Annotated in this window: 22 protein-coding genes; 12 read left to right on the top strand and 10 right to left on the bottom strand. The window is 69.4% G+C overall.

Features of this window, described 5'->3' with window-relative positions:
• Positions 1-392: 392 nt before the first annotated feature.
• Together AMYAL_RS0142535 and AMYAL_RS47475 are read right to left on the bottom strand one after the other, a co-directional pair.
• Positions 393-3527, bottom strand: a complete 3135-nt coding sequence (locus tag AMYAL_RS0142535; RefSeq protein WP_020637413.1) for an efflux RND transporter permease subunit — start codon at positions 3525-3527, stop codon at positions 393-395.
• Positions 3528-3661: 134 nt separating this feature from the next.
• The gene (locus tag AMYAL_RS47475) at positions 3662-4786 is read right to left on the bottom strand and encodes a YihY/virulence factor BrkB family protein (protein WP_020637412.1); all 1125 of its coding nucleotides are present in this window, start codon (positions 4784-4786) and stop codon (positions 3662-3664) included.
• Positions 4787-5048: 262 nt separating this feature from the next.
• Between AMYAL_RS47475 and AMYAL_RS0142525 the strand changes: the two genes are divergently transcribed.
• The 5 genes from AMYAL_RS0142525 (at position 5049) to AMYAL_RS0142505 (ending at position 12087) form a co-directional block, all read left to right on the top strand.
• Positions 5049-6803, top strand: a complete 1755-nt coding sequence (locus AMYAL_RS0142525; RefSeq protein WP_020637411.1) for a DEAD/DEAH box helicase — start codon at positions 5049-5051, stop codon at positions 6801-6803.
• A 617-nt stretch (positions 6804-7420) separates the two neighbouring features.
• Positions 7421-8557 carry a sugar ABC transporter substrate-binding protein gene (locus AMYAL_RS0142520; protein WP_020637410.1) on the top strand — a complete coding sequence of 379 codons (1137 nt, stop codon included), beginning with the start codon at positions 7421-7423 and terminating at the stop codon, positions 8555-8557.
• A 79-nt stretch (positions 8558-8636) separates the two neighbouring features.
• Positions 8637-9410, top strand: a complete 774-nt coding sequence (locus AMYAL_RS0142515; RefSeq protein ID WP_020637409.1) for an ATP-binding cassette domain-containing protein — start codon at positions 8637-8639, stop codon at positions 9408-9410.
• A gap of 23 nt (positions 9411-9433) precedes the next feature.
• Complete coding sequence (locus tag AMYAL_RS0142510) at positions 9434-10894, top strand: sugar ABC transporter permease (protein ID WP_020637408.1); 1461 nt, start codon at positions 9434-9436, stop codon at positions 10892-10894.
• Between the two features lie 11 nt (positions 10895-10905).
• A complete protein-coding gene (locus tag AMYAL_RS0142505) occupies positions 10906-12087 on the top strand; it encodes an ROK family transcriptional regulator (RefSeq protein WP_051137613.1) in 1182 nt (393 codons plus the stop codon).
• Here AMYAL_RS0142505 and AMYAL_RS0142500 read toward each other — a convergent pair.
• From AMYAL_RS0142500 to AMYAL_RS50680, 3 genes are all read right to left on the bottom strand, one after another.
• On the bottom strand, positions 12084-12683 hold the full coding sequence (locus tag AMYAL_RS0142500) for a TetR/AcrR family transcriptional regulator (protein ID WP_020637406.1): 600 nt from the start codon (positions 12681-12683) through the stop codon (positions 12084-12086). The two genes, AMYAL_RS0142505 and AMYAL_RS0142500, sit on opposite strands and share 4 nt — an antisense overlap.
• Positions 12664-13524 (bottom strand): alpha/beta fold hydrolase, encoded by an 861-nt coding sequence (locus AMYAL_RS0142495; protein ID WP_020637405.1) that lies wholly within the window; start codon positions 13522-13524, stop codon positions 12664-12666. Before AMYAL_RS0142495 ends, AMYAL_RS0142500 begins: the two co-directional genes overlap by 20 nt.
• Positions 13525-13630: 106 nt before the next feature.
• Positions 13631-13810 carry a DUF7455 domain-containing protein gene (locus AMYAL_RS50680; protein ID WP_016332937.1) on the bottom strand — a complete coding sequence of 60 codons (180 nt, stop codon included), beginning with the start codon at positions 13808-13810 and terminating at the stop codon, positions 13631-13633.
• 339 nt (positions 13811-14149) lie between these two features.
• On the opposite strand from AMYAL_RS50680, the gene AMYAL_RS0142485 reads away from it, so the two are divergent.
• Genes AMYAL_RS0142485 through AMYAL_RS0142475 form a run of 3 tightly spaced genes read left to right on the top strand, consistent with a single transcriptional unit; the run spans position 14150 to position 16060 of the window.
• On the top strand, positions 14150-14944 hold the full coding sequence (locus AMYAL_RS0142485; protein WP_020637404.1) for an EamA family transporter: 795 nt from the start codon (positions 14150-14152) through the stop codon (positions 14942-14944).
• 46 nt (positions 14945-14990) lie between these two features.
• Positions 14991-15407: a GNAT family N-acetyltransferase gene (locus AMYAL_RS0142480; protein WP_020637403.1), complete on the top strand. Its 417-nt coding sequence runs from the start codon at positions 14991-14993 to the stop codon at positions 15405-15407.
• Positions 15407-16060, top strand: a complete 654-nt coding sequence (locus tag AMYAL_RS0142475) for a DUF6885 family protein (RefSeq protein ID WP_020637402.1) — start codon at positions 15407-15409, stop codon at positions 16058-16060. The genes AMYAL_RS0142480 and AMYAL_RS0142475 overlap by 1 nt, the downstream gene beginning before the upstream one ends.
• Here AMYAL_RS0142475 and AMYAL_RS0142470 read toward each other — a convergent pair.
• The 3 genes from AMYAL_RS0142470 to AMYAL_RS0142460 all read right to left on the bottom strand — a co-directional run bounded on the left by AMYAL_RS0142470 (position 16035) and on the right by AMYAL_RS0142460 (position 19623).
• On the bottom strand, positions 16035-17474 hold the full coding sequence (locus AMYAL_RS0142470; protein WP_039794960.1) for an APC family permease: 1440 nt from the start codon (positions 17472-17474) through the stop codon (positions 16035-16037). The genes AMYAL_RS0142475 and AMYAL_RS0142470 overlap by 26 nt on opposite strands.
• Positions 17475-17764: 290 nt before the next feature.
• Positions 17765-18427 carry a response regulator gene (locus AMYAL_RS0142465; RefSeq protein WP_020637400.1) on the bottom strand — a complete coding sequence of 221 codons (663 nt, stop codon included), beginning with the start codon at positions 18425-18427 and terminating at the stop codon, positions 17765-17767.
• Positions 18424-19623, bottom strand: coding sequence for a sensor histidine kinase (locus AMYAL_RS0142460; protein WP_020637399.1), 1200 nt, complete (start codon positions 19621-19623; stop codon positions 18424-18426). Before AMYAL_RS0142460 ends, AMYAL_RS0142465 begins: the two co-directional genes overlap by 4 nt.
• 110 nt (positions 19624-19733) lie before the next feature.
• On the opposite strand from AMYAL_RS0142460, the gene AMYAL_RS0142455 reads away from it, so the two are divergent.
• Together AMYAL_RS0142455 and AMYAL_RS0142450 are read left to right on the top strand one after the other, a co-directional pair.
• Entirely contained in the window at positions 19734-20321 is a 588-nt protein-coding gene (locus AMYAL_RS0142455; protein ID WP_026467912.1) for a hypothetical protein, read from the top strand.
• Complete coding sequence (locus AMYAL_RS0142450; RefSeq protein WP_020637397.1) at positions 20318-20527, top strand: hypothetical protein; 210 nt, start codon at positions 20318-20320, stop codon at positions 20525-20527. The genes AMYAL_RS0142455 and AMYAL_RS0142450 overlap by 4 nt, the downstream gene beginning before the upstream one ends.
• On the opposite strand, the gene AMYAL_RS0142445 is transcribed toward AMYAL_RS0142450, so the two are convergent.
• A complete protein-coding gene (locus AMYAL_RS0142445) occupies positions 20519-21718 on the bottom strand; it encodes a hypothetical protein (protein ID WP_020637396.1) in 1200 nt (399 codons plus the stop codon). The two genes, AMYAL_RS0142450 and AMYAL_RS0142445, sit on opposite strands and share 9 nt — an antisense overlap.
• Complete coding sequence (locus tag AMYAL_RS0142440; RefSeq protein WP_020637395.1) at positions 21715-22506, bottom strand: class I SAM-dependent methyltransferase; 792 nt, start codon at positions 22504-22506, stop codon at positions 21715-21717. The genes AMYAL_RS0142445 and AMYAL_RS0142440 overlap by 4 nt, the downstream gene beginning before the upstream one ends.
• A gap of 63 nt (positions 22507-22569) precedes the next feature.
• On the opposite strand from AMYAL_RS0142440, the gene AMYAL_RS0142435 reads away from it, so the two are divergent.
• Together AMYAL_RS0142435 and AMYAL_RS0142430 are read left to right on the top strand one after the other, a co-directional pair.
• Positions 22570-22947 carry a hypothetical protein gene (locus tag AMYAL_RS0142435; protein ID WP_020637394.1) on the top strand — a complete coding sequence of 126 codons (378 nt, stop codon included), beginning with the start codon at positions 22570-22572 and terminating at the stop codon, positions 22945-22947.
• A gap of 46 nt (positions 22948-22993) precedes the next feature.
• Positions 22994-24193 carry a hypothetical protein gene (locus AMYAL_RS0142430; RefSeq protein ID WP_245193349.1) on the top strand — a complete coding sequence of 400 codons (1200 nt, stop codon included), beginning with the start codon at positions 22994-22996 and terminating at the stop codon, positions 24191-24193.
• The last annotated feature ends 51 nt before the right edge of the window (positions 24194-24244 follow it).

Here is a 24244-nt window from a genome sequence, read left to right as displayed (position 1 = left end):
GCGCATGTCTCAAGGGGCCCCTTCAGGACGTTGAGCGTCCTGAAGGGGCCCCTTGAGACACCCTGGACCCCGTCCGGCGATGAGCATGCTGAAGGGGACTTTCCGCTCAACACACGAGCGGAAAGTCCCCTTCACCTCAGGTCTTGCGGTCTTCGGTGGCGACAGAGCCTCGGAAACGTCGCGAAAGCCACTTTCGGGACATCAGACGTCCCGAAAGTGGCTTTCGCGACACCCGAAGTCGGCAGGTGGGTGAGCGAAGCAGCACGCCACACTTGCCTTACCCCTCAATAGAACCGTCCCTCACCACTCGCCCGCCGGGCTAAACGCGAAGCGGCGAAAGGCACGCCGGGCGTCCCACCGGCCCGGCGTGCCTTCCTTCCCCGCCTCCAGGTCTACGCGGTCGGCTCCGGCGTCAGCGTCTCGGAGGCCGGCGCTTCCGAAGGAGACCGGCGGGCCGCCTTCTTCGCGCGACGCTTCTCTTTCCGCGTCTCGACGATCGTGTACAGCGTCGGCACCAGGATCAGCGTCAGCAGGGTCGAGCTGACCAGCCCGCCGACGACCACGATCGCCAGCGGCTGCCCGATGAACCCGCCCTGGCCGGTCAGGCCGAGCGCCATCGGGATCAGCGCGAAGATGGTCGCCGCCGCGGTCATCAGGATCGGCCGCAGCCGTCGCCTGCCGCCTTCGACGACGGCGTCGGTGATGCTCATCCCCGAGGCCCGGTACTGGTTGATCAGGTCGATCAGCACGATCGCGTTGGTCACCACGATGCCGACGAGCATCAGCATCCCGATCAGCGCGGGCAGGCCCAGCGCGGTCCCGGTGGCCAGCAGCAGCCCGATCGCGCCGGTCGCCGCGAACGGGATCGACACCAGCAGGATCAGCGGCTGGATCAGGCTGCGGAACGTCGCCACCATGATCAGGTACACGATCGCGACCGCGGCCAGCAGCGCGAGGAACAGGTTCCCGAAGGCCTCCTGCTGGTCCTCGCTGACGCCGCCGAGCTTGTACGCCGCACCGCCGGTGAGGGTCAGGCCGTCCAATTTGGACTGGATGGCCTTCGTGGTGGCGGCCAGGTCCGCGCCGGTGTTCTTGGCGGTGACCGTGGTGCTCAGCTCGCCCGAGGTGCGGTGCACCGCGGCCGGTCCGTCCACTGTGGACACGTTTGCGACCGAGTCCAGCCGGACGACGCCGGTCGCGCTCGGGATCGGCAGCGCCTTGACCGCGTCCACCGACACCGGGGCCGAACCCGCCCGCAGCACGATGTCCGTGCGCTGACCGTCCACCGGCAGCTGGGTCACCGTGCGGCCGGCGATGGCCTGGTTCGCGATCTGGCCGATTGTGGTCGCCGACAGCCCGCTCGCGGCGGCCTTGGCGGCGTCGACCTCGACCTGCACGCGCGGTGAACCCTGCGCGAGGTCACTGGTCACCTCGGTCAGGCCCGGCACCCCGGACAGGGCCTGGCGGATCTGCTCGGCGGCCGGTTTCAGCGCACCCTCGTTCGGTGCGGTGACGGTGATCGAGACCTGGTCCGAGTTGAACCCGCCCGCTTCCGCGCCGATCTTGACCTCGCCGAGTTCCGGTTTGGCCAGCTTGCCCCGCAGCCGATCCGAGAGCGCGTCGAGGTCGGTGTCCTTGGCGACGGTGACCTGGATGCTGGTCGCCGTCCCGCCACCGCCGAAGAAGCTGCCCCCGCCGATGCTGACCTGGTAGGTCTCGACGGCCGGTTCGGCGGCGAGCGCCTGCTCCACCGCGCCGGCGGCCTTCTCCTTGGCCTCCGGACTGGTGCCGGGCGGGAGCTTCTGCGACAGGCTCAGCGTCGTCGAGCCGGACTGGTCGAGGAAGTTCGTGTTCAGCTGCGACGCCAGCCCGACCGTGCCGCCGAAGATGATCAGCGCCAGCAGCACCACGGTGACGCGGCGCCGGGTGGCGAACCGGATCACCGGCACGTACCCGCGCTGCAGCGGCCCGCGGCGCTCCTTGTCCTCGGCCGCCTGCCGCGTGAGCTCGGCCTCGTGCTCGTTCGCCGGGGTCTTGGGCGGCTTGAGGAACCAGTACGCCATCACCGGCACGATCGTCAGTGAGACCAGCAGCGACGCCAGCAGCGCCACGGTGACCGTGATCGCGAACGGCGAGAACAACTCGCCGACGAACCCGCCCACGAAGGCGATCGGCAGGAACACCGCGACGGTGGTGAGGGTGGACGAGGTCACGGCTCCCGCCACCTCGCGCACCCCGTCGAGGACGGCGCGCTGCTTCTCCTCGCCGTACGCCAGATGCCGTTTGATGTTCTCCAGCACCACGATCGAGTCGTCGACCACCCGCCCGATGGCGATGGTGAGCGCGCCGAGGGTGAGCAGGTTCAGCGACAGGTCGCCGGTCCACAGCGCCAGCAGCGCCACGACCACCGAGAGCGGGATCGACACCGCCGTCACGAGCGTGGACCGCAGCGACATCAGGAACAGCAGGATCACGATGACCGCGAACGCCAGCCCCAGCAGTCCTTCGGTGGTCAGGCCGCTGATCGCGTCCTTGACCGGGGTGCCCTGGTCGAACACGACGCTCATCTCGGCGCCGATCTTCTTCGACAGCTCCGGCAGCTTGTCCCGCACCGATTCCGAGATCGCGACCGCGTTCCCGTTCTCCACCATGGTGATCGACAGGCCGAGGCTCGGTTTGCCGTTGGTGCGCGTGATCGACGTCGGCGGCGCGAACCCGGCCTGGACGTCCGCGACGTCGCCGAGCTGCACCGGCTTGGGTGCGCCGGAGCGCGATCCAGGGGTGGCCGACGGCGTCAGGTAGAGGTTCTTGATCGTGTCCACTGTGGTCGGTCCGCCGCCGACCTGGACGGTGAGCGTCTTGTCGCCCTCGGTCAGCGTCCCGGCGGGGACCGCGGCACCGGCGGTCTGCAGCGTGGTGGCGATCGACGACGGGTCGACGCCCGCCGCGGCCAGCTTCGCGTAGTCCAGCGCGATGGTGACCCGCGGCTGCCGCGCGCCGGTCACGTCGACGTCGCGGACACCGTCGATCTTGCGCAGCTCCGGCGCGACCTCCCCGGTCAGCGCGGGCGCGAGCGCCTGCGGGTCACCGGTGGTCCCGGCGGCGAGCAGCACGACCGGGAGGTCGTCGGTGGAGCCCGCCGAAACCGACGGTTCGCTGTTCTGCGGCAGCCGCGCCTTGAGCCCGTCGACGACGCGCTGGATCTGCCCGACGGCCGCGTCGATGTCGGTGCCGAACTCGAACTGCGCGGTGATCCGCGAAAGCCCCTCGGCCGACGTCGAGTTCAGCTCTTCGAGCCCCTTCAGGCCCTGAAGGCCGCCTTCGAGCGGCTCGGTGACCTGGCGGTCGACCGCGTCCGGTGACGCGCCCGCGTACGGCGTGATGATCTGCGCCTGCGGGAATTGCAGTGACGGGAACAGCTGCTGCTTCAGCTGCGGCAGGGCGAAGGCGCCGAAGCCGATCACCACCAGGGCGAGCAGCCCGATGAGACTTCGGTTGCGCAGGCTCAGTCTGGCCAGCGTGGACATGACGGGATCCCCCAGAAAGACAACTCGGGAACGTGCGGATTACCGCGAGCTTTTCATGGTGGGGGGTGGACTGGATTCACACCACGGGTGGAATCGGAGTACGACTTCGGGATGAGTCGGTGCTCCGACCGGCCTCAATTTCGCCGTTCTGTCACCTGATCGGTTTCGCTCTGCGTTTCTTCGTTCACCGATTGTTCCGACGCGTGTTCGGCGTCACTTTCGGGAGAATCGCCGTTCTGGCGGGGACGGCGGAGCGGGACGGTGGTCCGTTCCCACAGTTTGCGGCCCTCTTCGGCGCGGATCCGCTCGCCCGCGCGTTCCATTTCCAGCCGCCGCCATTTCCGGCGCTGGCGTTTCGTCGCCTTGGCGGGCCACAGTTCCTGGATCGCGCTGTTGAAGTAGGCGCCGCCGACCACCGCGAGCCCGATGAAGAACATCAACAGCAGGAACGCGATCGGCGCGGCGAGCGCGCCGTAGGTGTAGCCGGTCTTGGTGATCCAGTTCAGGTAGATCCGCAGCCCGATGCTGGAGAGCAGGAAGACGACCATGGCGAGCATCGCGCCCGGCAGCCCGCGATGCCACGGCAGCCTGCGCGGCAGGGCCAGCTTGTACAGCGTCGTCAGCGCCCACACGATCATCACGGCCAGCACCGGGTAGTACAGCGTGCCGACCCAGTACGACACCGTGTCGCGCCAGTTGGCCGGGAAGAACTGGGGGAGCAGATCCGGCCCGATCGCCAGCAGCGGCAGCCCGACCACCAGGATGACCAGCCCGGCCAGGTACAGCAGCAGCGCGAAGATCCGCTGCCAGACGTCGTTGCGGACGCCGTACTGGTCGTGCGCCACGGTGATCGCGTCGACGAACGACGACATCGCCGACGAACCCGCCCACAGTGAGATCAGGAAGCCGACGGAGACGATCTCGCCCTTGCCGACGAACAGGATGCTGTTGACCGTCGGCTCGATGATGTCGTGGACGGCGTTGTCGCTGAAGATCGTCTTGCTGAAGGTGATGATCCGGTCGTGGACCGCGGTCACGACCTCCTGGCCGAACCAGTCGCCGACGAAGCCGAGACAGCCGAGGAGACCCAGCAGCAGCGGCGGCAGCGACAGCGTCTGCCAGAACGCGGCCTCGGCGGCCTCGGAGAAGATGTTGCCTTCCCACGCCTTGTTGAGCGTGCGGCTGAGCAGGCGCAACGGGCCCTTGCGGACCTTCACGGCCTCGGCGGCCGGTTCGTTCCGGCCGTTCTCCTCGCTCATGCAGCTCCTCCGCCGGCGCCGGGCGCCCTTGACGGTGTCCAGCATGGTCCATGCTGCGGCATTCGGCTCGCCACCCCTGGGTTTTCGGGTGAGTAACCCGACAACGGGGGTGGCGCTTCCGGCGTTCCACGAGACCGGCAGGTAGGCTCTTCGGAGTGCCCTCACCTCAGGCGCCGGCGTCGCGGCCGGATACCCAAGTGGGGGTTTTCGCTTGTGACAGGGCGATTGACCAGGGGTTTCGGTGAGGGAGGAGGGGAACCGCATGGCGGAAACGGTTGAACGCGATCGAGGCGAGCTGGGCGCGCCTCCCGCGGCGAAGGACAGCACCGCCCGCCCGCTGCGTGCCTGGCAGCGCCGCGCGCTGACGAAGTACCTGACGAAGAAACCGCAGGACTTCCTGGCCGTCGCGACGCCGGGCGCGGGCAAGACGGTGTTCGGGCTCCGGATCGCCGCCGAGCTGCTGAGCGACCGGACCATCGAGAAGATCACCATCGTCGCGCCGACGGAGCACCTGAAGCACCAGTGGGCCGCCTCGGCGGCGGCCGCGGGGATCGCGATCGACTCGAACTTCCGCAACGGCGCCGGCGCGACCTCCCGCGACTACCAAGGTGTCGCGGTGACCTATGCGCAGGTCGCGGCGCATCCGACGCTGCACCGCGTGCGCACCGAGAACCGCAAGACCCTGGTTATCCTCGACGAGATCCACCACGGCGGTGACGCGAAGTCCTGGGGCGACGCGATCCGCGAGGCGTTCACGCCCGCCGTCCGCCGTCTCGCGCTGACCGGGACGCCGTTCCGCAGCGACGACTCGCAGATCCCGTTCGTCACCTACGAGCCCGACGGTTCGGGCTTCCAGCGCAGCAAGTCCGACCATTCCTACGGTTACGCCGACGCGCTCGCCGACGGCGTGGTCCGGCCGGTCGTCTTCCTCGCCTACTCCGGTGAGGCCTCCTGGCGCACGAGCGCGGGGGAGGAGTTCACCGCGAGGCTCGGCGAGCCGCTGACGGCCGAGCAGAACGCGCGGGCCTGGCGCACCGCGCTCGACCCGGCGGGCGAGTGGGTCCCGGCGGTGCTGCAGGCCGCGGACACGCGCCTCGCGCAGCTTCGCGCGAACGGCATCCCGGACGCCGGCGGCCTGGTGATCGCCACCGACCAGGACTCCGCGCGCGCCTACGCCAAGATCCTGGAGCGGCTCTCCGGCCAGACCCCGACGGTCGTCCTCTCCGACGATCCCAAGGCGTCCGGGCGGATCAAGGAGTTCTCCGATTCGACCGACCGCTGGCTGGTCGCGGTCCGGATGGTGTCCGAGGGCGTCGACGTCCCGCGCCTGGCCGTCGGCGTCTACGCCACGAGCGCGTCGACGCCGCTGTTCTTCGCGCAGGCCATCGGCCGCTACGTGCGTTCGCGCAAACCCGGCGAGACGGCTTCGGTCTTCCTGCCGAGCGTGCCGGTGCTGCTGGAACTGGCCAGCGAGCTGGAAGCGCAGCGTGACCACGTCCTCGGCAAACCGCACCGCGAGAAGGACGGCTGGGAGGACGAACTCCTCGCCCAGGCCAACCGCACCGAGGACGAGCCGGGCGAGGAGGAGAAGGCGTTCACCTCGCTGGGCGCCTCCGCCGAGCTCGACCAGGTCATCTACGACGGCAACTCCTTCGGCACCGCGGTGTTCTCCGGTTCCGACGAGGAGCAGGAGTACCTCGGCCTGCCGGGGCTGCTCGAACCGGACCAGGTCCGCGCCCTGCTGCGGAAGCGGCAGGAGGAGCAGCTCTCCGACGAGAAGCGGCGCAAGCCCAAGGCCGAAGAGGCGGCGCCGGTCGTACGGTCGCAGTCGGTCAGCGAGCGGCTCGGCGCCCTGCGCAAGGAGCTGAACGCGCTGGTGGGCGTGATCCATCACCGGACGAGGAAACCGCACGGCGCGATCCACAACGAGCTGCGCCGGATCTGCGGCGGGCCGCCGACCGCGATGGCGACGGTGGAACAGCTCGAAGAGCGCATCGTCACCCTCCGCACCTGGTAACCGCCCCGTACCGAACGCTATGAACGGCCCGTTCATTGCATGGGCGCGGTGAGAGTCGGGGGCGTGAGTGTCTTGAGTGCGGACTGCTGGACCCGGACGACACACGTGTATGGATGGACGACACGCGTGACTGGATGGACGACACACGTGTTCAGGCGGACGACTCGCGGCGGACCCGGCCGCACACCGTGTCGTCCGTCCAAGCACGCGTGTCGTCCGTCGGATCACGCGTGTCGTCCATCCAGCCACGCGTGACCGTCAGTTCGGTTCAGAAGTCGTCGACGAACGCCCGGTCACCCTCCGCACCTGGTGACCGTGCGTCTCGCCTTCGCGCCCGTGCAAGGAACGGACCGTTCATTGCGGTCCCGGACCGAGAAGCCGAGCTGCACCGATCACGCTGAGTGAGTGGTGGCGGTCACACCGTCAGCGGACCTAGACTTCATACGCCTTGCTACGGCCACGTTGCCAAACCGTGTCCATTTGATGAGGCTTAATCGATTCAGCTGTCTTCCGTGAAACACGTTCGGCGGCATATGTTGTCGCCCACAACATATGCGCGATGGTGCGACCGGTCCCTCAGGATCGCCGCCCGCGAGCAAGATCCGGAAGGAACGAGGATGCGCAGCAGAACCCTTACCCTCCTCGCCGCGACGGTGGGCGCCGGCCTGGTGCTCTCCGCCTGCGGCGCCAACACCGCCGACTCGAGCGGCAGCGGCAACTCCTCGCAGTCCGCGCCCGCCCCCGGCGGTGCCGCCGCCGGTGGCAAGGTCGGTGTCATCCTGCCGGAGACCGCCACCTCCGCGCGCTGGGAGTCCTTCGACAAGCCGTTCCTGACCAAGGCGCTCAAGGACGCGGGCTTCGACGCCGACGTCCAGAACGCGCAGGGCGACGTCCAGAAGTTCACCACGCTGGCCGACGGCATGATCGCGCAGAACGTCAAGGTCCTGATCATCGCCGCCATCAACGGCGAGGTCGGCGCGGCGGTCGCCCGCAAGGCGCAGGCCGCGGGCATCCCGACGATCGACTACGACCGCCTGAACCTCGGCGGCAGCTCCGACTACTACGTCTCGTTCGACAACGAGAAGGTCGGCCAGCTGCAGGGCCAGGGCCTCGCCGACGCGCTGAAGGACAAGAAGGGCGCCGAGGTCGTCATGATCGAGGGTGCCCCGACCGACAACAACGCGACCCTGTTCGCCAACGGCCAGAAGTCCGTCCTGCAGCCGAAGTTCGCCAGCAACGACCTCAAGCTCGTGCGCGAACAGGCCATCGACAACTGGGACAACCAGAAGGGCGGTCAGACCTTCGAGCAGATCCTGACCGACAACAAGGGCAAGGTCGACGGCGTCGTCGCCGCGAACGACGGTCTCGCCGGCGCGGTCATCACCGTGCTGAAGAAGAACGGCCTCAACGGCAAGGTCCCGGTCACCGGCCAGGACGCCACCGCGGACGGCCTCATGGCGATCCTGCGCGGCGACCAGTACATGACGGTCTTCAAGCCCATCAAGGAAGAGGCCGAGGCCGCGGCGAAGCTCGCCGTCCTGCTGGCCAAGGGCGACAAGGCGGGCGCCGACGCGCTGGCCACCGGCAAGGCGAAGGACCCGAAGGGCAACCGCGAGGTCAAGTCCGTGCTCCTCGAGCCGAAGCTGACCACCAAGGACGGTGTCAAGGAGGTCGTGACGCAGGGCTACGTCAAGGCCGCCGAGATCTGCGGCGGCGACCTGGCCGCGGCGTGCACGCAGCTCGGTATCTCCTGACCCGTCAAACCCAGACCACCGGGCCGGGGCGCACTCGGACACAGCGCGCTCCGGCCCGGTACCCAGCCGGGAGAACCCCATGAGTGAACCCATCCTCGAACTGAAGCAGCTGAACAAGAGCTTCGGGCCGGTCCACGTCCTCCACGACGTGGACTTCAACGTGCGCGCCGGCGAGGTCACCGCGCTGGTCGGCGACAACGGTGCCGGCAAGTCCACTTTGGTCAAGTCGATCGCCGGCATCCACGGCTACGACTCGGGCACGGTGACGTTCCAGGGCAAGCCGGTGAACATCCACGGCCCGCGCGACGCCGCGGACCTGGGCATCGAGGTCGTCTACCAGGACCTCGCGCTGGCCGAGAACCTCGACATCGTGCAGAACATGTTCCTCGGCCGGGAACGCGGCAGCAAATGGCTGCTCGACGAGGCCAGCATGGAGAAGGCCGCCCGCGAGACGCTCGCCTCGCTCTCGGTCCGCACCGTGAAGTCCGTCCGCACGCCCGTTTCGGCCCTCTCCGGCGGGCAGCGGCAGACCGTCGCGATCGCCAAATCCGTGCTGTGGGACTCGAAGGTCGTCCTGCTCGACGAGCCGACCGCCGCGCTCGGTGTCGCGCAGACCCGTCAGGTGCTCGACCTCGTCCGCCGCCTCGCGGAGCAGGGCCTCGGTGTGGTGCTGATCAGCCACAACATGGCCGACGTCTTCGAGGTCGCCGACCGCATCGCGGTGCTCTACCTCGGCCGTCTCGTCGCCGAGGTGCACACCAAGGACGTCACCCACGGCCAGGTCGTGGAACTGATCACCGCGGGCCGCTCCGGCGACCTCGGCCTTGCCCGCCCCGAAGCCGCCGTCCTCTAGTACGAGGCGAGAAAGAACCGGAAATGACTGAGACACCTGCAAAGCCCGCTTCGCCGGAAGGGGGCAAGTCCGCGGCCGCCGCGCTGAACCCGTCGGCGGCCATCACGGACTTCGGCATCGACACGACATCGATGTCAACGCGCGAAGCCGTCGGTGACTACTTCTCCCGGCTCAAAGCGGGACAGCTGGGCTCGCTCCCGGCGCTGCTCGGCCTGCTCGTGCTGGTGATCGTGTTCGCCTCGCTGTCGGACACTTTCCTGACGATGAACAACATCGCGAACCTGATGGCGCAGGGCGCCGGCAAGGCGATCATCGCGATGGGCATCGTGTTCGTGCTGCTGCTCGGCGAGATCGACCTGTCCGCGGGTACCGCGTCCGGGGTCACCGCCGCGGTGCTGGCGATGCATTACGTCCGCAACGGGAACCTGCTGGGCGGTATGGGGAACGGCGTGTTCATCACGTTCCTCGTGGTGCTCGCGATCGCCGGTCTGCTCGGCGTGATCCTGCGGATCTGGGCGGGTGTCGGGTTCGCCGTGCTCGCGATCGCGCTCGTGCTCTCGGGAACCGCGGCCAACCCGTGGATCGAGATCCTGCTCGCGATCAGCGTCGGTGGCGCGATCGGTGTCCTGACCGGGTTCCTCGTCTCCAAGATCGGCATGCCCTCGTTCGTCGTGACGCTGGCGCTCTTCCTTGCCTGGCAAGGGGTCATCCTCCAGTTCATCGGTGAGGGCGGCACGCTCGGCATCAGCACCTCGGACGTGCTGTTCAAGGTCGCCAACGGCAATCTGTCCACTTTGGGCAGCTGGATCCTCTTCCTGGTCTTCGCGGGCGGTTTCGCCGCGGTGTCACTGGGCCAGCATTTCTCGCGGCTCAAGCGCGGACTGGTCACCCAGCCGACGCCGATGGTGCTGTTCAAGGTCGGCGCGATCGGCGTGGTCGCCGCGATCGCGACGTACCTGCTGACGCTGAACCGCGCGCCCAACCCGAACATCGTGATCTCGGGTGTCCCGTACGTCGTGCCGATCGTGCTCGCGCTGCTGGTGCTCGGTACCTACGTGCTCAACCGCACGCAGTACGGCCGCCACATCTACGCCGTCGGTGGCAACCGCGAGGCGGCCCGCCGCGCCGGTATCAACGTCGAGAAGATCCGTGCGTCGGTGTTCGTCATCTGCTCGGCGGTGGCGGCGGTCGGCGCGATCGTCTACTCGTCGAAGGTCGGTTCGGTCGACCCGCAGGCCGGTGGCCTCAACACGCTGCTGTTCGCGGTCGGTGCCGCCGTCATCGGTGGTACGTCGCTGTTCGGCGGCAAGGGGCGGGTCGTCGACGCGGTGATCGGTGGTCTCGTGCTCGCGGTCGTCGAGAACGCGCTGGGCCTGCTCAAGCAGTCGGCGGCGGTGGTCAACATCGTCACCGGTCTGGTGCTGCTGCTCGCGGCAACGGTGGACGCGCTGTCCCGGCGCCGCGCGGCTGCGTCGCCGCGCTGAGTCCGCATGGAATGATGAAGTCCGTGACCAGCACACCCGTTGCACGACCAGACGAGGTGCGCAGGCACAACCGCACGACCCTGCTCCGGTTGCTGCACGTCAGCGGCCCGAGCACCAGGGCGACCCTGGCCACCTCGCTGGGGCTCAACCGCAGCACCATCAAGACCCTCGTCGACGGCCTCGCGGAAGCGGGGGTCGTCGAGGAGCGGGTCCCGAGGCCGGGACGAGGGGCGGGCCGCCCCTCGCTCCTGGTCCTGCCGCAGCCGCACGCGGCGGTGGTGCTCGCGGTCGACCTCCAGGTCGAACACGTGGCGATCGCGCTGGTCGGGTTCGGCGGCCAGATCCTCGGGCGCAACAGCTGGAACCTCCGCGGCCGGATGCGGGAGGCCGACGAGGTGATCACGCACGTGATCGAGTCGACCACCGTGCTGGCGGGCGATCTCGGCGTGCAGCCGATCGCCGTGGGGGTGTCCGTGCCCGGCGTCGTCCGCCGGGCGGACGGGCACGTCCACGAGGCGCCCAACCTGCGCTGGACCGACGTGGCGCTCGGGGAACGGCTCGGCGGTGTGCTGCGCGTTCCCGTCCTGGTCGGCAACGACGCCGAACTCGGCGCCATCGCCGAACACCTGCGCGGTGCCGCGCGGGGCTCCTCCGACGCCGTGTACGTCTCCGCCGACGTCGGTGTCGGGGGAGGGATCATCGCGGACGGCTCGTCGCTGCGTGGCGGTGCGGGCTATGTCGGCGAGATCGGGCACATGGCGATCCGGCCGGGCGGCCGTCCCTGCTACTGCGGGTCCAGCGGCTGCTGGGAGACCGAGGTCGGCGAAGCGGCGTTGTGCCGCGCGCTCGACCTGCCCGAGGACACCCCGCGCGGGGCGATCCTGTTCGAGCTGCGTGAGCTGGGCCGCGACCCCCGCGCGGCCGAGGAACGGCTCTCGGAGTTCGCGGAATGGCTGACGCTGGGCCTGGTGAACGTGGTCAACCTGCTCGGCCCGCAGCTGGTCGTGCTGGGCGACCTGCTCACCGTGCTGCCCGATTCGGTCGTGCGGACGGTGGCGGCCGAGGTCCGGCGGCGGAGTCTCGTCAGCCGCGCCGTCGGCGGGACTCAGATCGTGAGCTCGGCGCTCGGCGCGGACGTGAAGCTGCTGGGCGCGGCCGAGGCGGCGTTCGAAATGATCCTGGACACCGTCTAGGTCTTCACCAGACCCGAGAGCAGGGCCACCAGAGCGGCGAGGGACTTCTCCTTCGCCGCTTCGGGGTCTTCGGCGTGCGCGATCATCAGCGCGGCCTCCGCGCAGGCGCTCAGCACCAGCTGCGCCAGTTCCGGGATCGGCCCGTCGATCAGCCGCCCTTCCGCGGCGACGGACTCCAGGAACTCCGTGATCAGGCCCAGTCCGTACCGGTTCTCCAGCTCGCGCCATTCCGGCCAGCCGAGGACGGAGATGGCGTCGGTGAGCGAGATCCGCACCACCTCGGGCCGCAGGCACAGGTCCAGGAAGTGGCCCAGCGCGCCGATGGCCGCCGACCACGGATCGTCCACCGACCGCGCGAACGCCTTGAGCTCCTCGGTGATCTCCGTTTCGATCTGCTCGATCACCGCGCGGAACAGGCCCTGTTTGTCCCCGAAGTGGTGGTACAGCGCGCCACGGGTGACGCCTGCCGCCCGGACGATCTCGTCGGCGGGCACGGCGGCGTAACCGGGGTCGGCGAACAGCTTCCGCGCCGCGGTGATCAACGCGGTCTGCGTCGACCGCGATCGTTCGGTCTGGCTACGTCGTGGCGTGGGCACGCAGGAATTCCACCACCAGGTCGCTCAGCCGCTCCGGCTGGTCCTCCGGCACGAACGTGTACGAGTCCTCGATCGTCTTCAGTTCGGCGTTCGGCAGGACCCCGGCGAGCTTGCGGCCCAGCCACAGCGGGAAGTGCCTGTCCTCGGGCGCCCAGACCAGCAGCACCGGCTTCCCGAACGCGGGGAGGCGCTCGGCCGCGGTCAGCGTGTAGCGCTTGTCGACGCTCGCCATGAAGCGGCACAGATCGTCGCGGATCTCCGGGCTCCGGCGGCTGGGCAGCAGGTACGCGTCAAGGACGTGGTCCGGGACCGGACGTTTGGTCAGCCAGAGGAAGTCCGTCGTCTTCAGCAGCCACCGCCAGCGCAACGCCTGGACCACCACCTGCGTGCCGCCGGGGATCCGCGCCAGCGGGCCCAGCGCCGAGAACGCCGGCGGCAGGAAGTGGTCGAAGCAGTCCGACGGGGTCAGCACGACCCGGCCCACCCGCTCCGGGGCCGTGGTCATGAGCAGCTGCGTGAGCGCGCCGCCGGTGTCGTTCGCGATCAGGGTGACGTCGGTCAGGTCGAGCAGTTCGAGGAACCGCGCGATGAGCGCGGCGCCCCCCGGCGGGGTCAGGTCGGCGCCGGGGACCGGGATCTCGTGCGAGCCCAGCGGCCAGTCCGGGGTCAGGCAGCGGAAGCCCGCGTCGGCGACCGCGGGGGCCACCTTGCGCCAGAGCAGGCCGTTGGTCAGCAGTCCGTGCACGAAGACCACGGGCGGGCCCTCGCCGAGGTCGCGGTAGCGGATGCGGGCGCCGTCGAGGTCCACCTCGTGCGTCTCGCCAAGGATGTCAGTCGTCATGGCCACTAACATACATGCAGTCCGTATGTTTTCGAGAGCGAAAAACAGGGCGGCCGGCTCTCTCCCTGGGGAGTAGCCGGCCGCCGGGTGGTCGTGGACTGGTGGACTACCGCTGAATGTCCGCGGACATTTCTTTGAGCTTCGTTTCGTGTGCGCGGGCGTGGTGACCACAGAAGAGCAACTCGCCACCGGTGCTGAGAATGGCTCGAACCTGGGCTGCAGCTCCACACCGGTCGCATCGGTCGGCAGCGGTCAGTTCGGGGCGGGTGAGCGTCGGTGAAGTCATTGGAGTCTCCCTCCGTCCCGGCACCGGTGACCCGGTGCCATCGATCCAGCTACGACCACTTCGGCACTGATGCCGGAAACGTTCGTTCCCGGCCCCGCCGTGTTCGTGCTTCCACTCTTCCAGACGTTTGGCGGCCCGCAAGTGTTCCCGTGCGGGTGTCTCATTTGTCACTGGTAATTACCTCGGATGTCGTAGCGTAATCACGCAACGTAGGAGAAGACTCCCCGCCGAACCGCCTTTTCCCACGTCAGGCACCATGCGAGGGTGGCTATCGCAGTCGTCCGGAACCGCCTCCCGAGCCTGCCGGCACCGATCTTGTTCGTTCTCAGCGGAATTTCGATGTACGCGGGCGCGGCCATCGCCGTAGGTCTCTTTTCGGTCGCCTCCCCCGCGGGGGTGGCCTGGCTTCGCTGTCTCGGCGCGGCGGTGATCCTCCTCGCGTGGCGCAGGCCACCCCGCTCGGCGTGGACCGGGCGCACGTTCCTGCTCGCGGGCACTTTCGGGATCGTCACCGCCGGGATGAACGTGCTCTTCTACGAGGCGATCGCGCGGCTGCCCCTCGGTACCGCGGTCGCCCTCGAGTTCGCCGGGCCCGTGGTGGTGGCGGCGTTCGGTTCGCGGACCCGGCGTGACGTCTTCGCGCTGCTGCTGGTGGCGGCCGGGGTGCTCGCCATCGCGGACGTCCGGCTCGAAGGCAGCCTGCTCGGCGTGCTTTTCGCACTGGCCGCGGCGGCCGCCTGGGCCGGGTACATCCTGCTCGGGAAGCGGGTCGCGGACGGCGGGAACGGCATCGACGGGCTGGCCGTCGGGTTCGCCGTCGGCACCGTGGTGCTGTCGCCGCTGGCCTTCAGCGTCGGCGCGGTGTGGGGTTCGCCACGTCTGCTGCTGCTCGGCGCCGGAGTGAGTGTGCTCGCGACCGTCGTGCCGTACGCACTCGATCAGGTGGTCCTGCGCAAGGCGGGGCAGACGCGGTTCGCGCTGTTGCTCGCGTTGCTGCCGGTCACGGCCGGGGTGATCGGGTTCCTCTGGCTCGGGCAGGTCCCGGCCCTGCCCGAGGCGCTCGGCACGCTGGCCGTCGTCGCCGGGGTGGCGCTGCGCTCTCCGGTGAAACGTGATGACTCGGCGCCCCTCTGAACGGGATACTGACCAGCCTGTGGCGCTTCGAGCACCGGGAGGACACGTGGCCGAGATCCGGCGGGCCAGTACCGTCGAAGAGGTCGTCGCCGCCGAGCACCTGTTCGACGGGCCCGCGCGGCCTGCGGCGTCCGCGAAGTTCCTCGAGGGGGAGGAGAACCACCTCCTGATCGCCTACGAGGACGGCGAACCCGCGGGGATGATCACCGGCACCGAGGTGACGCATCCGGACAGGGGCACCGAGATGTTCCTCAACGAACTCGACGTCAGCCCGGACTACCAGCGGCGCGGGATCGGCCGCGATCTGGTCGACGCGCTGGCCGGGATCGCGCGGGAGCGCGGCTGCAGCGGGATGTGGGTCGGCGTCGAAACGGACAACGACGCCGCGCTGGCCACCTACGCCGCGGCCGGGGCGGCGAACGAGGGCCCGTTCATCATGCAGTCGTGGACGTTCGAAGACTGATGTCGTCCGGAATCGACGGCGACCGGACGGGTCTGTCCGGTCGCCGCTGGCTGCCCGGCGGCGAGCATCTCGTCGCCGTCGCGCGGGCCGAACTCCCGCAGCAGGACGGGCTCGCCGGGCCGTTCACGGCGCTGGCCGCCCTGCGCGCGGCGGGGTTCGACGTCGCCGGTCAGGACGAGGTCGCGGCACTGGCGGGCGCCACGCCGGAGGGTCTGTCGCGGGCGATCGGGACGCTGTCGGGCGGACGGCTCGTGGCGGTGCCCGCGACCGGTGAGTGGGCGCCGCAGTCGTTGTTCATGCTCCTGGCCGCGCTGTGGCCGCTGCCGAGGGTCGCGGTGATCGCGGAGGTCGACCCGGCCGAGTTCGGCGCGCACGACACACCAGAGCGTGCGCTGCTCGACTACCTCGACACCGGTATCCCGCCGCTGTGGTCGTCCCGCTGGCGGCCGGCCGAGACGCAATTCGTTCTGGTGGCCGGGATGCGGATCGGCACCGAGGGAACTCTGGTGTCCATTATGGATAGTCGGCACGGACTGCACGACCAGCCGGTGGAATGGCTGGCCGCGGCGCTGAAGCGGATGCTGGTCGTGGTGGACGACGGCGACACCGAGTCCGCCGTCGCCGCGATCACGACGGCCGGTCTGTGGAGCTGAGGCCGTCCTTCGCGAAGCGGGAATGCTTACGGCCGTAGAAGACGTAGATCAGCAGACCGAGCAGCAGCCACGCGGCGAACCTCAGCCACGTCATCACGTCCAGGTTGAGCATCAGATAGAAGCACGCCAGCGCCGCCACGATGGGCAGGTACGGCGAGAACGGCACGGTGAACGGGCGCTCCAGATCCGGACGGCGCTTGCGCAGCACCGGGACGGCCACCGCGACGATGATCATCGCCGACAGTGCGCCGATGCTGACCATGTCGGCGAGTTCGGAGATCGGCACGAACGCGGCCAGCACCGCGATCAGCACGGCACCGGCGATGGTCATCCGGTGCGGAGTGCCCCAGCGCGGATGCGCGGTACCGAACTTCTTCGGCAGCAGGCCGTCGCGGCCCATCGCGAACCCGATCCGGCCGATCGTCACCAGTTCCACCATCATCACCGACGTCAGCCCGGTGACCGCGCCGAGCGAGATCAGCGCGCCCACCCAGTGCTGCCCGACCCGGTCGAAGGCGTCGGCGAGCGGGGCGCCCGTGTCGATCTCGGCGAACGGCACCATCCCGGTCAGCACCAGCGAGACCCCGATGTAGAGCAGCGCGCAGACACCGAGCGCGCCGAGGATGCCGACCCGCAGATCGCGTTTCGGGTTCACGGTCTCCTCGCCGAGGTTGGCGAGCGCTTCGAAACCGGTGTAGGCGAAGAAGACGACGGCGGCGGCCGTCACCATCCCGGCGATGCCGTAGACGGATTGTTCGAGTCCGAGCGCGGCTTGCACGATCGGCTGGTGCAGGGTTCCGGCCGTCTCGGTCGGCGGCTGGGCGGGCGGGATGAACGGAGTGAGGTTCTCGCCGCGGATGTAGAACACGCCGACCGCGAGGATCAGCACGCATACCGCGACCTTGACCAGCACGAGCAGATTCGTCACCCGCGCCGACTCCTTGATCCCGATGACGGCGATCACGGTCAGCACGGCGATGATCGCGACCGCGCCTATGTTCACCTTCGCGTCTTCGCCGAACCACTCGGGGGAGAGCCCCATCAGATTCGCGAGATAGCCGGACCAGCCGCGCGACACGACGGCCGCGCCGAGCGCGAACTCCAGCAGCAGATCCCAGCCGATGATCCAGGCGAAGGTCTCGCCGAGGGTGGCGAAAGCGTAGGTGTACGCGCTGCCCGCCGTCGGCACGCTGGAGGCGAGTTCGGCGTAACAGAGGGCGGCCATCCCGGCCACGACGGCGCCGAGCACGAACGACAGCGTGACCGACGGGCCCGCGTGGGACTTCGCCTCGACACCGGCGAGGGTGAAGATCCCGGTGCCGATGATGATGCCGACCCCGAACCCGATCAGGTCGCGCGCTTTGAGGCGGCGTTTCAGCTCACCCGAGTCCTGCCGTTTCAGGACCTCGTCCACGTCCAGAGTTCGCCGCATGAAGGCTCACGCTAGAAGATCGCCGCCCACCTCGCAGATCGGTGGGACTTCAGTCCGTCCAGGACGGGGTGGGCTCAAGACCCACCCCGGTCCAGCGCGCTCCGGCAGTGCCGGGTGTCGCGAAAGCCACTTTCGAGACACTGGACGTCCCGAAAGTGGCTTTCGCGACACCCGGAACCGGCAAACGTGCCGGCAGCCGAGCGCGAAAGCCTGCGGGATGGGGTTGTGAAAGCCACTTTCGCAACCTCGGCTTCCGGTCGCACGAAGGGAGTTCAGCCCTCCAGGACGACGCCGTTCTCCTGCGCCAGGATCGCCGCCTGCACCCGCGACCGCAGTTCCAGTTTCGTCAGCACCCGCGAGACGTGCGTCTTCACCGTGGTCTCGCCGATGTGCAGCCGCGTGCCGATCTGCGCGTTGGACAGTCCGCCGCCCAGGCACGCCAGCACTTCGCGTTCGCGTTCGGTCAGGTCGTCGAGCCCGTCGGGGACGAGGGAGGGTTCGCGGGTCCCCGCGGCGAACGCGGCGATCAGTTTCCGCGTGACCTGCGGCGCGAGCACCCCTTCGCCTGCCGCGACCAGTTTCACCGCCTCGATCAGCCGTGACGCTTCCACCGACTTCAACAGGAACCCGGCCGCGCCCGCCCGCAGCGCGGCGTGGACGTACTCGTCGAGGTCGAAGGTGGTCAGCACGAGGACTTCGCACAGACCCTCCGCGATCAGTTCCCGTGTCGCCGCGATGCCGTCGACGCCGGGCATCCGGACGTCCATCAGCACGACGTCCGGCTTCAGCGCCTTCGCCTGGCGGACGGCGGTGGCGCCGTCCGCGGCCTCGCCGATCACCTCGATGCCCTCGGCGTTGCCGAGGATCATCATCAACCCGGCACGGATCGCGCCGTGGTCGTCGGCGACCAGCACTTTGATGTTCCCGTCGCTCAAGACCCCTCCAGAGGCAGTTCGGCGCGGACCAGCCAGCCACCGCCGGACGGCCCGGCGGCGAGAGTGCCGCCCACCGCGGCGGCGCGTTCCCGCATGTTCAGCAGGCCGAGTCCGGTCCCGCCGTCGTCACCCGAGCCGGAGCCGGGACGAAGATCGTTGCGTACTTCGACGGTGAGTATGCCTCCGCCGGCACGGATGTCGAGTACGGCCCGGCCGCCCGCGGCGTGTTTGGCCGCGTTGGTGAGCGCCTCCTGCGCGATCCGGTACGCGGTCAGGTCGACCGCGGCGGGCAGGTCGCCGGACCGGTCCGGCACGGAACCGATCTCGACCTCCAGCCCGCTCGCCCGCGCCGATTCGACCAGTTTGGACAGTTCGGCGAGCCGGGCGGGCGCGGTCGGTTCGATCTCGGCGTCCCCTGTGGAGGGATCCGCGCGCAGCAGCCCGATCATCGCGCGCATCTCGTCCAGCGCGCTCACACTGTTCTCCCGCACCGATTCCAGGACCTTCCTGGACAGTTGCGGGTCGGCGGTGGCCATCGACAACGCGGCCTCGGACTGGATCGCGATCGCCGAAAGATGCCCGGCGATGACGTCGTGCAGATCCCGCGCCATCTTCGAGCGTTCCCCCGACACGGCGGCCTTCCGGTCCAGTTCGCCGATCGTGGCCAGCTGCACCGCGTTCGCCCGCTCGCTGTCGGCGATGTCCCGCTGCTGGCGCACGTTGGCCGCCCACCACACCGGGGTGACCAGGAACGGCAGGAGGGCGAACGCGGCCAGCACCGCCGTGCGCCACTGGTCGGCGAAGATGAGCGCCACGCAGACCACCGCGATGGTCCCGATCGCGGCGACGCCGATCATCAGCCTGCTGGTGCGCCGCGAACCGTAGAGCGTCGTCGCGTAGAGGAAGTCGGTGAAGACGATGAGGATCGGGAGCGAGGGGCCGAACGTGATGTCCACGGCGAGCACGGCCAGCGCGCAGAGCAGCGCCAGCGGGACCTTGCGGCGCAGCATCTCCAGCCCGCACAGCACGGTCAGCTCGGTCAGCCGGATCCACAGCGGCGTGTCGTCGCGGCCTGCCAGCAGTACCTGCATCCCGCTCACGTAGACCAGCACGCCGAGGACCCACGTGCCGAAGGCGATGACGAGGTCCTGTTTCCATTCGGCGAGGTGGTTCAGGCGCGGGACGAACGTGGGCACCGCCCCATCCCAGCACACCCGGACGCGCGGCGGGGTCCTACTAACTGATGACGGTGATCTCGGTCCGTACGCCGACGCGACGAGGCGCCGGAGTGGGCGAGGCTTACCCGGTGAACAAGATCTGGGACTTCATCGCGGAAAACCCCATGGCGGCCGTGGTCGCCGGCGGGGAGATCGGCTTCTGGGTCGCCATCGTCGCCGGCCTCGTGGCCCGTTACCTGCTCAAGCTGAAGCGGACGAGTGTCCTGCTGCTGCTCCTGACCCCGGTGATCGACCTGGTCGTCCTGGTCGCGACGGTCATCGACCTGCGCAACGGCGCCACGGCGAACTTCGTGCACGGCCTCGCCGCGGTGTACCTGGGCTTCAGCGTGGTGTTCGGCCACTCGATGATCAAGTGGGCCGACGCGCGCTTCGCTCACCGGTTCGCGGGCGGGCCGCCACCGCCGCCCAAGCCGACGGGACGGGCGAAGCTGCGCGCCGAATGGCGTGACTGGTTCAAATGCGTGCTGGCCTGCGGGCTCGCCGCCGGCGTGCTGCTCCTGCTGATCTTCATGGTCGGTGACACCGAACAGGTCGCGCCGCTGTGGGACTGGCTGCCGAGGATGGGGGTCGTGACGGCCATCTGGTTCGCCACCGGACCGCTGTGGCAGGAGTTCTCCAAGAACGACGACCGGGTCAAGGAAGGAGCGCGACGATGATCGAACTGCTGGGAATCCTCCTGCTGGTGCAGGGCGGGGGCGGGCTGATCAACCGGCTGCTGGGCAGCAGCGAACCGAGCTGGTTCGTCCAGCTGCACGTGCTCCCGCCGGGGATGCACGTGATCGCGAGCGCGCTGATGGTGGCCGCGGGCGTCGGGCTGCTGTTCGCCGAACGCTCCCGCAAGCAGCGCCGCCGGTCAGAGTGACACGAGCACCTGCAGGATCCCGAGGACGATGGTGACGACCGTCAGCACGACGGTCACCACGGTGAGCCGCGTGACCCGCGAGCTCACCGTGTTCTCGTAGGCGTACCTGGTCTCTTCGTCCATCGCCTCGGCCTGGCGGTCGAGCTGGGCGATGATCCGCTCCACGCCCATGCTGGTGACCAGGCGGCGCTCCAGAGAATCGACCTCGGGCGGCAGTACGGAATGCAGCATTTCGAGGATGTCGTCGAGTGAGCCCCGGAGCAGCCGGGTGCGGCTCGTGGAGTTCTTCATCGACACCAGCCACTGGTCGGCCAGTGCCATCCGGATCAGGACCCGTTCGAGGATGAAGAGCATCCCGTGGTCGAGCCCGCCGATGTCACTGTCGATGCCGAAGTACGGTTCGGCGGCGCCGAACGGGCCGCTCATCAGCTCGCCCTGCTGCTCGACGTAGTCGGCGTCCTTGCTGTTGAGGCAGACGATCCCGCCCGCCATCGTGTAGGCGGCGACGAAGGAGCGCGTGCCCCACGACGGGCCGAGCGCCTCCCTGGCGACTTCGCGGGGCACGAACCGCCAGCCCTCGTCGCTGGTCGCCATGCCGTAGTACGGCCGGGGATCGGCGGCGACCCGCTGGGCGGGCGGGTGCCCGTCGTGGGACCGCAGTTCGACGCACCAGCCCTTGCGGCCGAGCCCTTCGGTCAGGCCGCAGCCCCTGGTCAGGTCCTCGAAAATGTGGGTGACGGCCTTGAGGAGCGAGGGGAAGGTCTTCTCGCCGTAGCCGCCGTGCAGCCCGTTCGTCCCGCTGGTCGTCTCGCGGCCCTGAAGGCTCTGCAGGACGGCGATGGCGAGATCGAATTCGGCCGCGCCGCCCGCTGCCGGTCCGGTGATCGTGGTGGCGAGGACGAGCGTCATCGCGTGATAGGCCGGATGCCAGGTGACGACGAGTTCGCACGGCAGGCTGACCGCGCCGACGCGGATCGACAACCGGGAACCACCGGTGCGCTTGCGCAGCACCCGGCGCCGTGGCGGGGTCGTGTAGCTGGCGAGGAAGTTCTCCGCGGCCGTCCATTCCTCGCCGAGTTTCCCGTCGAGGTGGGCCAGCAGCCCGCGGTCCCGGCCGCCGTCCAGTACCTTCTCCGCCTCCTGCCCGGACAGCGGGACCGCCCAGGCGAAGGTGAGGAGGACCGCGGTCATGCGCGGCGCAGCAGGGTGATCAGGTCCCGGCCGAGGTGACGGCGCAGCGGGCCGGAGGCGTTGACCAGTTCGTCGCGGTCGATGTGCTCGTCGGCGGGGCCGAGATCGTCAAGGACGTGGTACGTCCACTCCCACTCGGTGCGCCAGCCCGCTTCGGCGGCTTCGGCGGCGACCTCCGCCGGGTCCAGGTAGCGGACCGGGAGCACCGGGCCGCCGTCGCGTAGCGCTTTGTCGAACGTTTCGCGTGACACGCGGCGGGAGCGGACCTCGCCGCCGTCGTCGACGCTGTCGAGGCTGAACGCGCCCCGCCCGATCGGCGACCGGCTGTGGGCCAGCACCAGGACGCCGCCGGGCGCGGTGATCCCGGCAAGCCGCCGCAGGATCGGCGCCACGTCCGGCGTCGGCACGTGCTGGACGACGTGACTGCACAGCACGAGGTCGTACGGTCCGCCGTCCAGTTCGGTGATCGGCGAGACGGTGAAGGAGAACTCGGTGTCCTCGACGGCGGTCTCGCGGGCCTTGGCCAGCCTGTCCGGGTCGGGGTCCGCGGCGGTGACGTCCGCGGAGAACCGGGCGAGCCAGGGGAGGAGGCGGCCTTCGCCGCAGCCCGCGTCGAGTGCCTTGACCTTCTCGCGCGGGCCGAGGATCGCGGTGAGCTGTCCGGCGACCTTGCCGAGAGCGCGGTCTTCGCTGGCCGTCCAGTAGCCGTCGTAGGGCTCGTGCCGTCGGATGAACATCCCGGTGACGTGGTCGCCGGTGTCCGGGTAGCGATAGCTCTCGGTCAGCACAGTCGCGAATATAGCCCGGATTCGCGGGTTCTCCGGTGCTCCGCTCGGGGATTACCATGAGTCATGGCCATCGGGCCGGTCGCGCTGTACACCGTTGTCGCCGTGGCGCCGTCGGTGCTCTTCTGGTGCGCGCTGAAGGTGCCCGCCGTCCTGCGCCGATGGCGCCGCCGCCGCGAACCGGAGATGCCCGCCGGGCCGCCCATCGAGAAGCTCGCCGCCGACCTGCGCCGGGTGCACCGGCTGCTGGCGGAACTGCCTTCCGGCGCTTCCGCGGTCAAGCGGCACGGCACCAGGCAGGCGTACGACGCGCTGCTCGTCCAGGCCTGCCGGGAGGTCGAAGTCGACCATCGGCTGGACGAACTGCCGGAGGGTTTCGACCGCGGGATCGAACGGCTGCGCGTCGAGGAATCCTTGGCCGAGCGTGGAGTTTCCGTGTCCTGACAAGGTTTGTATCGAACTTATGCGCGCGGCGGGGAACCTCGCGGGCATGAAGAGGCTGGGACTGCTCGCTTCGCTGCTGCTGGTGTTCGCCCTCATCCCCGGAGTCGCCTCCGCCGCGGCCGCCTTCCCCCGGATGGACGCGGCCACGGTCGACGGCTTCCGCTGGACGTCCGGGACGACCTTCGACGTCTACGGCGCGCGGATCGCCGCACTGGAGAAGAAGCTCCCGGCGCGTGGCCTGCCGGAGATCCTGTCGACGGCGAACCGGAAGGCGCGGCCGCTGTGCCACGGCACGTATCTCGCGGCGGCGCTGAAACCGGCGGGATTCTGCTGGGAGGACGCCAATGACGACAAGACCAACGACTGGATCCCGCAGGGACTGACCGGGTCCGGCGACGCCGACGCGGCGACCGGGAAGGTCGGCGGCAAACGGGTCGTCGCGACGTCGTGGCACACCCCCGGCGACACCATGGTCCGGCTGTCCTTTGTGGACGCGACCGGGCTGGGCTACCGGCACGTGCTGCTCGTCGAGCCGACGTCGGACGACAACTTCGCCGTCGTGCAGGGACACGGGCACGGCATGACCTGGATCGGGAACCGGCTGTTCGTCGCGACCACCGGCGGTGTGGTGCGGGTCTTCGACACGACGCATTTCTGGAAGGTCGACGACAGCTCCGGCGTCGTCGGGAAGGGCCCGGACGGCAAGTACCACGCGGCGTTCTACGACTACGCCATGCCGCAGATCGGCGCGTACTGGTACCCCGGCGGCGGGTCCTGCACCAACGCGCCGGGGCCGCGGCCGTGCCTGTCGACGATGTCCTTCGACCACGGTGACGGCTCGATCGTGACTTCCGAGCACATTTCCAACGCGGCCGGGAGCCGGGTGCTGCGCTGGCCCTTCGACCGCGCGACCGGCCTGCCCAAGGTGTCGGCCGACGGGACCGTGCACGCGAAGGAAGGGTTCGTGTCGCCGGTGTGGGGCATGCAGGGAGCGGTGGCGCGCAACGGATACTTCGTGATGACCGGGGTGTGCCCCGAGTACGCCGGGGTGGCGGGCGACCACCCGTCGTGCCTGCACGGCGGGGTCGGCGGCACCTCGACGTCGCGGCTGAGCGGCCAGGCGCCGGTGAACTCGCAGAACCTGTCGTACTGGCCCGCGACGGGGGAGCTGTGGCTGATGAACGAGCAGCTCCGGGAACGGGTGACCGTGCACGTCCCCTGGACCACCTTGACCGGCCGCGCGTGATCGGAGCCGTGACTCGCGTGCTTGAAGGCGGAACTCGTGTGATCAGAGGCG

It is taken from the genome of Amycolatopsis alba DSM 44262, from assembly GCF_000384215.1.
Lineage (GTDB): Bacteria > Actinomycetota > Actinomycetes > Mycobacteriales > Pseudonocardiaceae > Amycolatopsis > Amycolatopsis alba.
Note: the sequence above shows the minus strand (reverse complement) of the source record. Positions and strands in the feature narration are given on the sequence as shown.